The 12,746-nt window shown below is 54.6% G+C and carries 10 protein-coding genes; 7 read left to right on the plus strand and 3 right to left on the minus strand.

The genetic code is table 11. The features are described from left to right. A partial coding sequence (locus tag ACZAHD_RS08755) for a deoxyribonuclease IV (protein ID WP_462456409.1) occupies positions 1 to 418 on the minus strand: 418 nt, incomplete at its 3' end. Between the two features lie 93 nt (positions 419 to 511). After that, positions 512 to 1,561, minus strand: a complete 1,050-nt coding sequence (locus ACZAHD_RS08760) for a YeiH family protein (protein ID WP_462456410.1) — start codon at positions 1,559 to 1,561, stop codon at positions 512 to 514. A gap of 358 nt (positions 1,562 to 1,919) precedes the next feature. On the opposite strand from ACZAHD_RS08760, the gene yieE reads away from it, so the two are divergent. The 3 genes from yieE (at position 1,920) to cirA (ending at position 6,738) form a co-directional block, all read left to right on the plus strand. Next, positions 1,920 to 2,786 carry a DNA-binding transcriptional regulator YeiE gene (gene yieE / locus ACZAHD_RS08765; protein ID WP_462456411.1) on the plus strand — a complete coding sequence of 289 codons (867 nt, stop codon included), beginning with the start codon at positions 1,920 to 1,922 and terminating at the stop codon, positions 2,784 to 2,786. A gap of 191 nt (positions 2,787 to 2,977) precedes the next feature. Beyond that, entirely contained in the window at positions 2,978 to 4,447 is a 1,470-nt protein-coding gene (locus tag ACZAHD_RS08770; protein WP_462456412.1) for an amino acid permease, read from the plus strand. Positions 4,448 to 4,764: 317 nt separating this feature from the next. Continuing rightward, positions 4,765 to 6,738, plus strand: coding sequence for a catecholate siderophore receptor CirA (gene cirA, locus ACZAHD_RS08775; RefSeq protein WP_462456413.1), 1,974 nt, complete (start codon positions 4,765 to 4,767; stop codon positions 6,736 to 6,738). 414 nt (positions 6,739 to 7,152) lie between these two features. On the opposite strand, the gene fghA is transcribed toward cirA, so the two are convergent. Further along, positions 7,153 to 7,989 carry an S-formylglutathione hydrolase gene (gene fghA / locus ACZAHD_RS08780; RefSeq protein ID WP_462456414.1) on the minus strand — a complete coding sequence of 279 codons (837 nt, stop codon included), beginning with the start codon at positions 7,987 to 7,989 and terminating at the stop codon, positions 7,153 to 7,155. 370 nt (positions 7,990 to 8,359) lie between these two features. Between fghA and folE the strand changes: the two genes are divergently transcribed. The 4 genes from folE to mglB all read left to right on the plus strand — a co-directional run bounded on the left by folE (position 8,360) and on the right by mglB (position 12,677). Further along, positions 8,360 to 9,031, plus strand: coding sequence for a GTP cyclohydrolase I FolE (gene folE / locus ACZAHD_RS08785; RefSeq protein ID WP_462456415.1), 672 nt, complete (start codon positions 8,360 to 8,362; stop codon positions 9,029 to 9,031). 18 nt (positions 9,032 to 9,049) lie between these two features. Further along, the gene (gene yeiB, locus ACZAHD_RS08790) at positions 9,050 to 10,207 is read left to right on the plus strand and encodes a DUF418 domain-containing protein YeiB (protein WP_462456416.1); all 1,158 of its coding nucleotides are present in this window, start codon (positions 9,050 to 9,052) and stop codon (positions 10,205 to 10,207) included. A 155-nt stretch (positions 10,208 to 10,362) separates the two neighbouring features. Continuing rightward, on the plus strand, positions 10,363 to 11,385 hold the full coding sequence (gene galS, locus ACZAHD_RS08795; protein ID WP_462456417.1) for an HTH-type transcriptional regulator GalS: 1,023 nt from the start codon (positions 10,363 to 10,365) through the stop codon (positions 11,383 to 11,385). 293 nt (positions 11,386 to 11,678) lie between these two features. Further along, positions 11,679 to 12,677, plus strand: a complete 999-nt coding sequence (gene mglB / locus ACZAHD_RS08800) for a galactose/glucose ABC transporter substrate-binding protein MglB (RefSeq protein WP_462456418.1) — start codon at positions 11,679 to 11,681, stop codon at positions 12,675 to 12,677. Positions 12,678 to 12,746: the final 69 nt, after the last annotated feature.

Genomic DNA, 12,746 nt, shown 5'->3' on the forward strand with positions numbered 1-12,746 from the left:
CGCCTTCGGTTTTAGCCAGCGCAATATTAATGGACTCGGCAATACGCGCCAGACACGCGTCTTCTGGTATCTGCTGCAGGTGGCTACCGGGATGGAAATTGAGCAGCGTCAGTCCGAGCTGCTGGCAACGGCTCAGTTCATCAATAAAGGCATCGCGAGATTTTTCCAGCGCCTCCTCAACCGGGTGGCCGAGGTTAATCAGGTAGCTGTCGTGTGGCAGGATTTGTCCGGGACCAAAGCTGTATTTTTCGCAGGCGGCTTTGAATTCAGCAATCGTTTCGTCGCTGAGCGGGGCAGCTCGCCATTGCCGCTGGTTTTTGGTAAACAGCGCGAAGGCGGTGGCGTCGATTTCGGCGGCGCGAATGGCGGCATTGGCCAGTCCGCCGGAGGCGCTGACGTGCGCTCCAATGTATTTCATAAAAAAGCTCCAGTTAAGCCGCTGGGGGGAGGGTAATGATAGCGGCTTAACTGGAGAGTTACATCAACGAAAGCGTAGGTTCATACCACCGGGTTATGCCATCAGGCTGTGAATCACCAGGTTGATGGCGCCACCGCCGACGATCAGCCAGACGAACAGGACCAAAGCCATCAGCAGTGGTTTAGCACCGGCTTTTTTCAGCGCGCTGACGTGAGTGGTCAGCCCCAGTGCGGCCATCGCCATCGCCAGCAGTACGGTATCGAGCGTCACCAGCATCCCGACGACGGATTTTGGCAGCAGGTGGAAAGAGTTAAACACCGCGACCAGGATAAAGAAGATAGCAAACCACGGAATAGTGATTTTGCTTTTTTCTCCCTGACCCTCTGGCGCCAGCTGTTTGACGCGAGCGGCGATGAACAGCAGGAATGGAGCCAGCATCATCACGCGCAGCATTTTCGCAATTACCGCGGCGTTTTCCGCATCCGGATTGATAGCATGTCCTGCGGCCACCACCTGCGCAACTTCATGCATTGTGGAGCCCATATAGATGCCATAGGCTTCCGGAGAGAACCCGTGCGCCAGCATCGGGTACATCGCCGGATAGAGGAAGATAGCCAGAGTACCGAAAATCACTACCGTGGCCACCGCGACGGTCACTTTACTGGCTTCCGCCTTGACGACCGGTTCGGTAGCCAGAATCGCGGCGGCGCCGCAGATGCTGCTACCGGCGCCAATCAGCCAGCTGGTTTGTTTGTCCAGGCCGAAGACCTTCTGCCCGAGGACACAGGCGATAAAAAAGGTGCTGGTCAGCGTCAGGACGTCGATGGCGATACCGCTGACGCCGACATCGGCGATTTGGGCGAACGTCAGGCGAAAACCGTATAAAATAATGCCGACTCGTAACAGATACTGTTTGGCAAAGATCACGCCGCCGTCACAGGATTGCCAGAGCTTAGGGTAAATTGTGTTGCCGATGACCATACCGAATAAGATGGCCAGCGTCAGTGCGCTAAAGCCGGCGCCAGCGATAGCGGAAAAGCTACCAGCCCAAAGCGCAGCGCCGGTCAGAACGGCGGTCAGCGCGAGCCCCGGGGTAAAGTGCCATAGGGTGCGATGTTTAGTCGGTAAAGTGAGTGCTGTCATAACCTTCTCCTTTGTCTGCGTAAAGATTACGACGTGCTGGCTTAAATATAAAATTGATTATATATTTATAATTAATCGTAATAAGTGGTATAGGCGTCATGTTTCAAGTTGCATGTGCGTTGGCTGCGCTCACTCACCCCAGTCAGTGACAGGGGATTCGCTTTCTTGCCGCATGATTCGGCCTACGGCCTCACCCCTTTGGGGCCAGCGCAAGCGTTGTTCAAAACGGTTAACCGTTTTGTCCCGCAACTCGAATGATTTAGGGTACAGGCGAATATTTTCGCGTTTGTGGTGGCATTCCCACGATCGACGGGTTGTCGGAGAGCCACGCTGCATATAAATGAAGGCAGGATGAGTTATGCATATCACGCTACGGCAGCTTGAAGTGTTTGCTGAAGTGCTTAAAAGCGGGTCAACGACCCAGGCGTCACAAATGCTGGCGCTTTCACAATCAGCGGTCAGCGCGGCGCTGACCGATCTGGAAGGGCAACTGGGGGTGCAACTGTTTGACCGCGTCGGCAAGCGACTGGTGGTAAACGAACACGGCCGGCTTCTCTATCCGCGGGCGCTGGCGTTACTGGAGCGCGCGCTAGAGATTGAACAGCTGTTTCGCGGCGACAATGGCGCGATCCGGGTTTATGCCAGCAGCACCATCGGCAACTATATCCTGCCGGAAATTATCGCCCACTATCGCCGTGATTTTCCCGATTTGCCGCTGGAACTGAGCGTGGGCAATAGCCAGGACGTGATTAATGCAGTAGCCGATCTGCGGGTGGATATCGGGCTTATCGAAGGGCCATGTCATGCGGCAGACATTATCGCCGAGCCATGGCTGGAAGATGAACTGGTGGTGTTCGCCGCGCCGGATTCGCCGCTGCTGGAAGGGGAGGTGACGCTGCTACGGCTGGCGGAAGCGCCGTGGATCCTGCGTGAACATGGCTCCGGTACCCGCGAAATTGTTGACTATCTGCTGCTGTCACACCTGCCGGCGTTTCATCTGGGCATGGAACTTGGCAATTCGGAAGCCATCAAACACGCTGTGCGCCACGGTCTGGGTATCAGCTGCCTCTCCCGACGGGTTATCGCCGAACAGCTTGAAGTAGGATCGCTGGTTGAACTGTCGGTACCGCTGCCTAATTTGACCCGTACCCTGTGGCGGATTCACCACCGGCAAAAGCATATTTCCAAGGCATTACAACGTTTTCTGCACTACTGTCAGGTGTAAATCATCGGTGGCGGGCAAGAGTATTATCGTGAGAGATCAGCATATTATGACTGGCATTTCCGCGGATTCACGCTTTACTAATAATCCACTGTCGATCATGAAGCTCTCTTATAACTTCGCATTTATACCGGATAGAACCCGGATCGTCTGCTACAATCTCGCCTCGTTTTTTGGATGGATAGCATTTTCACATGGTTTCGGATACTAAAACCACAGAAGCGCCCGGCCTACGCCGTGAACTGAAGGCACGCCACTTGACCATGATCGCTATTGGCGGTTCCATCGGTACAGGTCTTTTCGTTGCATCTGGTGCAACTATTTCTCAGGCTGGCCCTGGCGGCGCACTCCTTTCCTATATTCTGATCGGTCTGATGGTCTACTTCCTGATGACCAGCCTGGGTGAACTGGCGGCATATATGCCGGTATCCGGTTCCTTTGCCACTTACGGTCAGAACTATGTCGAAGAGGGCTTTGGCTTCGCGCTGGGCTGGAACTACTGGTATAACTGGGCGGTGACCATCGCCGTTGACCTCGTGGCATCTCAGTTGGTGATGAGCTACTGGTTCCCGGATACGCCGGGTTGGATCTGGAGCGCCCTGTTCCTCGGCATTATGTTCCTGCTGAACTGGATCTCGGTGAAAGGTTTTGGTGAAGCGGAATACTGGTTCTCGCTGATCAAAGTGGCCACCGTCATTATCTTTATTGTTGTCGGTGTGATGATGATTGTCGGTATCTTTAAAGGCGCGCAGCCTGCGGGCTGGAGCAACTGGGCCATAGATGACGCGCCGTTTGCCGGTGGTTTCTCCGCGATGATAGGCGTGGCGATGATCGTCGGCTTCTCGTTCCAGGGCACCGAGCTTATCGGTATTGCGGCGGGTGAATCGGAAAATCCGGAAAAGAATATTCCGCGCGCGGTGCGCCAGGTATTCTGGCGTATCCTGCTGTTCTATGTGTTCGCGATTTTGATTATCAGTCTGATCATTCCGTATACCGACCCGAGCCTGTTGCGTAACGACGTGAAAGACATCTCCGTCAGCCCGTTCACTCTGGTGTTCCAGCATGCGGGTCTGCTGTCTGCGGCGGCGATCATGAACGCGGTTATCCTGACGGCAGTGCTGTCGGCGGGTAACTCGGGAATGTATGCGTCAACGCGTATGCTCTATACCCTGGCCTGCGATGGTAAAGCCCCGCGCATCTTTTCGAAGCTGTCCCGTGGCGGCGTGCCGCGTAATGCGTTGTATGCCACGACGGTGATTGCCGCACTGTGCTTCCTGAGCTCAATGTTTGGTAACCAGACCGTTTATCTGTGGTTGTTAAATACCTCCGGGATGACCGGTTTCATCGCCTGGCTGGGGATCGCCATCAGCCACTATCGTTTCCGTCGCGGCTATGTGCTGCAGGGCAACGATGTGAACAATCTGCCGTATCGTTCAGGGTTCTTCCCGTTGGGGCCGATCTTTGCCTTCGTGCTGTGTCTGATTATCACGCTTGGCCAGAATTATGAAGCGTTTCTGAAAGACACCATCGACTGGGGCGGTGTGGCCGCAACCTACATCGGTATTCCGTTGTTCCTGGTGATCTGGTTTGGTTATAAGCTGGCAAAAGGGACCCGTTTCGTTCGCTATAGCGAAATGAAGTTCCCGCAGCGATTTAAGGGCTGACGGCCAACGCTGGCTTTAATCGTTCTCGTTAAACCCTCTTTTATTGAGGGTTTTTTTATATCTGTGTTTCCTTACAAACTGATACATTTTTTCATGATTTAATTGATAATAGAAATCATTATCTTTATCTTTATCATCTCCGTGAAAATCAGGATGAAGCCAATCTCCCTGTCTTGCCAGTTGTGATCTACCGCAAGGGGCGACCAGCCACGTCAACTGTAAAAAAGACCGCGCGGATCGCCAATGAGCGGTGCGCCGACAGCACCTGTTAATTGCCCCTTTTGTTTGATTCGTTATAGACCTCATGGAGATATGGAATGTTCAGGTTAAACCCTTTTTTCCGGGCGGGATTGTGCGCATCCGTCGTATCGCTGGCGTTCCCGGCCCTGGCCGAAGTGAATGAAGAAACGCTGGTCGTCACCGCCGCGGCGACTGAACAGAGCGTACAAGATGCTCCAGCCAGTATCAGCGTCATTACTCAGCAAGATCTGCAGCGCCGCCCGGTCCAGAACCTGAAAGATGTCCTGCGCGACGTGCCAGGTGTGCAACTCACCAACGAAGGTGATAACCGCAAGGGGGTCAGCATTCGCGGCCTCGACAGCAGGTATACGCTGATTCTGGTCGATGGCAAACGCGTCAACTCGCGCAACGCGGTCTTCCGCCATAACGATTTCGATTTAAACTGGATTCCGGTCGATGCCATCGAGCGTATTGAAGTGGTCCGCGGGCCGATGTCCTCCCTCTATGGTTCCGACGCCCTCGGTGGGGTGGTGAACATCATCACCAAAAAAGTCGGCCAGAAGTGGGCCGGGACCCTGAGCGTCGATACCACGATTCAGGAACATCGCGATCGCGGTGATACTTACAACGGCCAGTTCTTTACCAGCGGTCCGCTGATTGACGGCGTGCTAGGGATGAAAGCTTATGGCAACCTGGCAAAACGCGCGAAAGACGATCCGCAATCCTCCAGCAATGCCGCCGGCGAAACGCCGCGTATTGAAGGTTTTACCAGCCGCGATGGCAATGTTGAGTTTGCCTGGACGCCGACCGATAACCAGGATATCACCGCAGGCTATGGCTTCGATCGCCAGGATCGTGATTCCGACTCCCTCGACCGCAACCGGCTGGAACGCCAGAACTACTCCCTGAGCCATAACGGCCGTTGGGATGTCGGCAGTAGCGAACTGAAGTTTTATGGCGAAAAAGTCGATAACAAAAACCCGGGTCAGGATGGCACCATCACCTCTGAAAGCCATGCCGTTGACGGTAAGTACGTGTTGCCGCTGGGAATGATTAACCAGTTGCTGATCTTCGGCGGAGAATGGCGACACGATCAGTTGAAAGATCCGATCAATCTGAGCAGCGGCGGAAAATCCACTTCTGCCAGCCAGTACGCGCTGTTTGTTGAGGATGAGTGGCGTATTTTCGAACCGCTGGCCCTGACCACCGGCATTCGTATGGACGACCATCAAACCTACGGCGATCACTGGAGCCCGCGTGCTTACCTCGTCTATAACGCAACCGATACGGTCACCGTAAAAGGCGGTTGGGCGACGGCCTTTAAAGCGCCGTCGCTGCTGCAGCTGAACCCAGACTGGACCACCAACTCCTGCCGGGGCTCGTGCAGCATCGTCGGTAACCCGGATCTGAAGCCGGAAACCAGCGAAAGCTTCGAGCTTGGCCTGTACTACCGTGGTGAAGAAGGGCTGCTGGACGGTGTCGAAGGCAGTGTGACCACCTTCCAGAATAATGTCGACGATATGATCGATATTCTGCGAACCGCCAGCGCCAGCGAAGCGCCGGGCTACCCGAACTTTGTCGGCTGGAAAACGGTCAACGGCAAACGCGTACCGATCTTCCGCTATTTCAATGTGAATAAAGCACGCATCAAAGGGGTGGAAACCGAAGTCAAAGTGCCGTTCGGCGACGAGTGGAAACTAACGGTGAACTACACCTACAACGATGGCCGCGATCTCAGCAACGGTGGCGACAAACCGCTGCAATCGCTGCCGTTCCACACCGCAAACGGGACGCTGGACTGGAAGCCGCTGGGTGACTGGTCCTTCTACGTCACCGCGAATTATACCGGCGAGCAGCGTGCAGTCAGCGCCACCTCGAAAACTCCAGGCGGTTACACCATGTTTGATATCGGTGCGGCATGGCAGGTGACAAAGAGCGTGAAGCTGCGTTCAGGCGTGCTGAACGTCGCGGATAAAGATCTGAGCCGCGACGACTATAGCTATACCGAAGAAGGCCGTCGCTACTTTATGGCCGTGGACTACCGCTTCTGATCGAAACGGAAAGAGGGCAGATGGCAAATCCTGTCTGCCCCTGGAAAAGCCTTTGGCCGCCGGGAAGCGGCGCTTTGCATAATCATGGCCTGACCTTACGCCGCCGTTGGCGTTTGCAGAATGCCGACGGTTATCGTTTTTGCAGATGCTTTTCCATGTGCTGGTGTCATTATCAGGTGAACAGGCACAGTGCGAAAGAGCGTATCCCTTAGGGAGAGGTTGCCGTTCTCTATCAGCATGGATGATTTCCTAAACCGCACCTCAGAACGATTATGATGATTGAAGACGATAAAATCTGGTGTTCATCCGAAGAATAAAGAAACGGTAATGGTTGAATGACCCATGCGTTGCGCGGTTGCCGGGCAAGAGAGAAACGGTGCGCCGCGACCGAGACTGCGGCACACCGGCAGGAAGTCAGGCCAGCAGATAGCGGGCGTGAAAACGCAGATGATCTTCGATAAATGAAGCGATGAAATAGTAGCTGTGATCGTAGCCGGGCTGAATTCTCAAAGTTAGTGGCCACGCTTTCTGCCGTGCGCACTCCGCCAGTACCGCCGGTTGGAGTTGCAGAGCGAGGAAGGTGTCGTTATCACCCTGGTCTATCAGCGTCGGAATGGCGTCAGCGGGCTGGCTGGCTTGCATTAATGCGCAACTGTCCCACGCCTGCCATGCCGACTCATCGGCGTCCAGATAGGCGGTAAATGCTTTTTGCCCCCAGGGAACCTGCGCAGGGTTAACAATGGGCGCGAAAGCGGAAACGCTGGTAAAACGACCCGGATTTTTCAGCGCCATGATCAGCGCGCCGTGCCCGCCCATCGAGTGGCCGCTGATAGCGCAGCGCTCGCTGACGTTAAACTGCGAACGGATGAGCTGCGGCAGTTCGTCACGCAGGTAGTCGTACATACGGAAATGCGCAGACCACGGCGCTTGGCTGGCATTCAGGTAAAAACCTGCGCCTTTGCCCAGATCCCAGCCGCTATCGTCGGCGACATCATCGCCGCGAGGGCTGGTATCCGGCATGACCAGCACAAGTCCGAGTTCGGCGGCGACACGCTGGGCGCCTGCTTTGGTGGTGAAGTTTTCATCATTGCAGGTCAGCCCCGACAGCCAGTAGAGCACCGGCGGCGGCGTCTCATCGCGTGGGGGAGGTAAAAAAATGCTGAACGTCATTGCACAGTTCAGGGTACTGGAGTCGTGCCGCCAGCGTTGCTGCCGACCTTCATAACAGCGATGCTCTTCAAGCAATTCCATGCAGGGCTCCTCAGGAAGGTAAATGCGGGTGTCAGGTCATAATACAGATATTTCATCTACCTGTGAGCAACTTTCACTTCCTCCTTTGAGGAACATATTGCATCATTAATGCAACTTTTAGCCAACGTGCCCGAGGCTGGCCGCTCGCCGGAAACGGCGCAATCCCGCGTGGCGATAAGTGACTGTGTGAAAGACGGGGAGGGCGAGTTTAATCAGCGACAAGCGAGACCCGTCGCGAGGGATCAATAGCTCACGCGAATTTCAATAATTATCGTTTCGGCTACTGGATTATGTGTGCCACCTCACGCACAATGAATACGAACTTTGCCCGCAGAAGAGCAAAGCGCGCCACACCTGCAGGAGAACCTAAATGTCAGTATTGAGTAAAGAAGCCATACTCGTTCATGAAGCGCTGGTCGCTCGTGGGCTGGAGACGCCGTTGCGTCCGCGAGTACAAGAAATTGATAATGAAACTCGCAAGAGCTTGATTGCCGGACACATGACCGAGATTATGCAACTGCTGAATCTTGATCTAACTGATGACAGTCTGATGGAAACGCCACGACGTATCGCGAAAATGTACGTCGATGAGATTTTTTCCGGGCTGGACTATGCCAGGTTCCCAAAAATCACCGTTATCGAAAACAAGATGCAGGTCGATGAAATGGTCACCGTGCGCGATATTACCTTGACCAGCACCTGTGAACACCACTTCGTCACGATTGATGGTAAAGCGACGGTGGCCTATATTCCGAAAGATTCGGTCATCGGTCTGTCGAAAATCAACCGTATCGTGCAGTTCTTCTCTCAGCGGCCTCAGGTGCAGGAGCGACTGACTCAGCAGATTTTAACAGCGCTGCAGACGCTGCTGGGTACCAGCAACGTTGCGGTATCCATCGATGCGGTGCATTACTGCGTCAAAGCGCGCGGCATCCGTGATGCCACCAGCGCCACGACGACAACCTCACTGGGCGGCCTGTTTAAATCCAGCCAGAATACTCGCCAGGAGTTCCTGCGCGCCGTACGACACCACACTAACTAAAGATACGGGGCAGGGCTGATGGAGCGAAATGTCACGCTGGACTTTGTGCGCGGCGTCGCCATCCTCGGGATCCTGCTTCTGAATATCAGTGCCTTCGGCTTGCCGAAGGCCGCTTACCTCAACCCGGCGTGGTCCGGGAGCATCTCCTTCAGTGACGCCTGGACGTGGGCGATTCTCGATCTCTTTGCGCAGGTCAAATTCCTGACGTTGTTTGCCTTGCTGTTTGGCGCCGGACTACAGATGCTGCTGCCTCGCGGCAAGCGCTGGATCCAGTCACGCCTGACGCTGCTGGCGCTACTGGGCTTTATCCACGGTCTGTTTTTCTGGGATGGCGATATCCTGCTGGCTTATGCGCTAGTGGGGCTGGTGGCGTGGCGCATGGTACGCGATGCACATCACATCAAAACGCTGTTTAACACCGGCGTCGTGCTCTACGTTATCGGCGTTGCAGTGCTCGTGCTGCTCGGCATGATTTCTGGCAATGCGGCGAACCGTTCATGGGTGCCCGATGCGGCGAATTTACAGTATGAGCAATACTGGAAGCTGAACGGCGGACTGGAGGCGGTCAGCAATCGTGCCGATATGCTCTCCGATAACCTGCTGGCGCTGGGGGCTCAGTACGGCTGGCAGCTGGCGGGGATGATGCTGATGGGGGCGGCGCTGATGCGTAGCGGCTGGTTAAAAGGGCAGTTTAGACTCAGCCACTATCGCCGCACCGGTGCGCTGCTGATTGTTGCCGGTATGTTCGTCAATTTGCCGGCTATTTTTGCCCAGTGGCATCTGGGGTGGAATCCACGCTGGTGTGCGTTCCTGTTACAGGCGCCTCGCGAGTTGGGGGCGCCGTTACAAACCATCGGCTATGCCTCGCTGGCATGGGGCTTCTGGCCACAGCTGTGCAGGCTGCGGCTGGTGGGGGCCATCGCCTGCGTCGGGCGGATGGCGCTAACGAACTATCTGCTGCAAACGCTCATTTGTACTACCATATTTTACCGATTTGGCCTGTTTATGAAATTTGACCGTCTGCAGCTGCTGGCTTTCGTTGTGCCGGTCTGGGCGGTAAATCTCACCTTTTCTCTCTTTTGGCTACGTCATTTCCGTCAGGGGCCGGTGGAATGGCTATGGCGTCAGTTAACCCTGCGTGCGTCAGGGACATCACTAAAAAACACATCCAGATAACGATCTAGATCACAATCATTAACAAAACGGATGTAACCGTTTCCAGCCTTGTGACATCACTCACGTAGCGTGCAGCATGTCGCTGCCAGAATAACCACCTTGCTGAACACAGGAGGTGGGTGTGACGTATTGCAATTCTCTTAAGGGCGGTAAGCATGATCACCATTCGTGATGTCGCCCGTCAGGCGGGCGTTTCTGTGGCCACCGTCTCGCGCGTACTGAACAACAGCGCGCTGGTGAGCCCGGATACGCGGGAAAATGTAATGAAAGCGGTAACGCAACTGGGCTATCGGCCGAACGCCAATGCGCAGGCGCTGGCGACGCAGGTCAGCGACACCATTGGCGTGGTGGTGATGGATGTGTCGGATGCCTTTTTCGGCGCGCTGGTGAAAGCGGTGGATACGGTCGCTCAGCAGCATCAGAAATATGTGTTGATCGGCAATAGCTATCATGAGGCGGAAAAAGAGCGTCATGCCATCGAGGTGCTGATTCGCCAGCGCTGTTCTGCGTTGATCGTCCATTCCAAAGCCCTCAGCGATGCAGAGCTTGGCGACTTTATGGAGCATATTCCGGGGATGGTGCTGATTAACCGTATCGTACCCGGCTACGCGCATCGCTGCGTGGGGCTGGATAACGTCAGCGGGGCACTGATGGCCACGCGGATGCTGCTGAACCACGGCCACCAGCGAATAGGCTACCTCTCTTCAAACCACGGCATCGAAGATGACGATATGCGACGGGAAGGGTGGTTTAAGGCGTTACAGGAACAAAACATTATCGCGCCAGACAGCTGGATCGGCTCAGGCACGCCGGATATGCAGGGTGGAGAGGCGGCTATGGTTGAGCTGCTGGGGCGCAATTTAGGCCTGACCGCGGTCTTTGCTTACAATGACAGCATGGCGGCGGGAGCGCTGACGACGCTCAAAGATAATGGCATTGCGGTACCGCAGCATTTGTCGCTTATCGGCTTTGACGACATCCCGATTTCTCGTTACACCGACCCACAGCTGACGACCGTGCGCTATCCAGTCATGTCAATGGCGAAGCTGGCAACGGAGCTGGCGCTGCTGGGGGCGGCAGGCAAACTGGATCATGAAGCGCGTCATTGCTTTATGCCGACGCTGGTACGCCGTCACTCGGTGATGCCGCGGCAAATTGCGGGGCCGATCACTAACTGATGATGTGTCTTATGTAACCGCTTTCAATCTGTGAGTAAATTCACAGTATATTAACATTCAACTGATTATGATGGCCTCGTTTACTAGTCTGAACCACTCTGTCACGGTGATTAATCACTTTTACCGTAGGAATAAGGCGCTAAACGCTTAATAAAGTCGTATTTCTGGAGCGTTACCCTACACGGAAGAGAGAATTTACAGTCGTGAATGTTGTTGTGCGGTAACAGTAATGCAACAAGTCCCCGCCGACTATTTTCACACCAACGACCCTGCATAATAAAACCGGAGATTCCATGAATAAGAAGGTGTTAACTCTGTCTGCTGTTATGGCTGGCATGTTATTTGGTGCCGCGGCACACGCTGCGGATACCCGCATCGGTGTAACCATTTATAAATATGACGACAACTTTATGTCGGTCGTGCGCAAGGCGATTGAGAAAGATGGCAAATCAGCACCAGACGTTCAGCTGCTGATGAATGACTCGCAGAATGACCAGTCCAAACAGAACGATCAGATTGACGTCCTGCTGGCAAAAGGGGTGAAGGCGCTGGCGATTAACCTGGTGGACCCGGCAGCGGCTGGCACCGTTATCGAAAAAGCGCGCGGCCAGAACGTGCCGGTGGTGTTCTTTAACAAAGAGCCGTCCCGCAAAGCACTGGACAGCTATGACAAAGCCTTCTACGTCGGTACTGACTCCAAAGAGTCCGGGATTATTCAGGGCGACCTGATTGCCAAGCACTGGAAAGCCAATCCGAACTGGGATTTGAACAAAGACGGTCAGATTCAATATGTCCTGCTGAAAGGCGAACCGGGTCACCCGGATGCTGAAGCGCGTACCACCTACGTGATTAAAGAGCTGAATGACAAAGGTCTGAAGACTCAGCAACTGCAGATGGACACCGCGATGTGGGATACCGCTCAGGCGAAAGATAAAATGGATGCCTGGCTGTCTGGCCCGAACGCCAACAAGATTGAAGTGGTTATCGCCAACAACGATGCGATGGCAATGGGCGCGGTTGAAGCCCTGAAGGCTCATAATAAGAGCAGTATTCCGGTATTCGGCGTCGATGCCCTGCCTGAAGCGCTGGCGCTGGTAAAATCTGGCGCTATGGCCGGTACCGTGCTGAACGATGCTAACAACCAGGCGAAAGCAACCTTCGATCTGGCGAAAAACCTGGCCGATGGTAAAGAAGCGGCAGCGGGTACTAACTGGAAGATTGAGAATAAGATTGTCCGCGTACCTTATGTTGGCGTAGATAAAGACAATCTGAGCCAGTTTATCGGTAAATAATTATTGAGTTACGGGCGTGAGAGCTCTCCCTGGCACTGTTCGGGTTGCCGAAAAGCGAATGCTGCGGCA

The sequence above is a fragment of the Raoultella sp. genome (genome assembly GCF_039594335.1).
In the GTDB taxonomy this organism is placed as follows: domain Bacteria; phylum Pseudomonadota; class Gammaproteobacteria; order Enterobacterales; family Enterobacteriaceae; genus Klebsiella.

Bases quoted from the DNA above. Each gene is read 5' to 3' on its own strand.
- ACZAHD_RS08770 (WP_462456412.1), top strand. From the start codon at position 2,978: ATGGTTTCGGATACTAAAACCACAGAAGCGCCCGGCCTACGCCGTGAA.
- galS (WP_462456417.1), top strand. From the start codon at position 10,363: ATGATCACCATTCGTGATGTCGCCCGTCAGGCGGGCGTTTCTGTGGCC.
- yieE (WP_462456411.1), top strand. From the start codon at position 1,920: ATGCATATCACGCTACGGCAGCTTGAAGTGTTTGCTGAAGTGCTTAAA.
- yeiB (WP_462456416.1), top strand. From the start codon at position 9,050: ATGGAGCGAAATGTCACGCTGGACTTTGTGCGCGGCGTCGCCATCCTC.
- ACZAHD_RS08760 (WP_462456410.1), bottom strand. From the start codon at position 1,561: ATGACAGCACTCACTTTACCGACTAAACATCGCACCCTATGGCACTTT.
- cirA (WP_462456413.1), top strand. From the start codon at position 4,765: ATGTTCAGGTTAAACCCTTTTTTCCGGGCGGGATTGTGCGCATCCGTC.
- fghA (WP_462456414.1), bottom strand. From the start codon at position 7,989: ATGGAATTGCTTGAAGAGCATCGCTGTTATGAAGGTCGGCAGCAACGC.
- folE (WP_462456415.1), top strand. From the start codon at position 8,360: ATGTCAGTATTGAGTAAAGAAGCCATACTCGTTCATGAAGCGCTGGTC.
- mglB (WP_462456418.1), top strand. From the start codon at position 11,679: ATGAATAAGAAGGTGTTAACTCTGTCTGCTGTTATGGCTGGCATGTTA.